The sequence below is a fragment of the Sedimenticola sp. genome (genome assembly GCF_050289425.1).
Classification (GTDB): Bacteria; Pseudomonadota; Gammaproteobacteria; order Chromatiales; family Chromatiaceae; genus Sedimenticola.
The window spans coordinates 1-544 of sequence record NZ_JBNKFS010000084.1 but is presented as its reverse complement, the minus strand read 5'-3'; the positions used below and the strand labels follow the sequence as shown (position 1 = coordinate 544).

Here is a 544-nt window from a genome sequence, read left to right as displayed (position 1 = left end):
GCAGCCATTCGTGAACAATTCGGCAAACATGTAACCCATGTGCTCAGTTATAAAGCTAACTCAACTACACAAGTGACTATCTAACACAATACGTCGATCGTTTTACTACGATACAAGCAGTGAACGGAAAGGTTACAAATTCACTACATGCCGTAAAATGACAAGGGGTTAGCTTATGCTAACCCCTTGTTTTATATGGTACGCCCGAAGAGATTCGAACTCCTGACCCCTTGGTTCGTAGCCAAGTACTCTATCCAGCTGAGCTACGGGCGCGTTGAGCCGTGCATTATACAATAAAAAATAATTAAGTTAACCCTTAATCGACATAGATTGATAAATATATTTATGAAATAATCTAATCGGTAAATTTTTTAACTTAAATTTAGGACTTCAAGTGCTTATTTGGTTCGTTGTTGCTTATATTCTTGTTTCTGTTGCCATCGGTTTGCTCGCAGCTAAGGATGTGCATAATGTAAAAGATTATGCAGTCGCTGGACGTCACTTACCTTTGCCTGTAGTAATAGCAACAGTATTTGCAACATGG

The 544-nt window shown here is 39.0% G+C and carries 1 tRNA gene; it reads right to left on the bottom strand.

The features are described 5' to 3' along the window. Positions 1 to 196 precede the first annotated feature (196 nt). Positions 197 to 273: transfer RNA gene (locus ACQY5R_RS18320), tRNA-Arg, on the bottom strand. Positions 274 to 544: the final 271 nt, after the last annotated feature.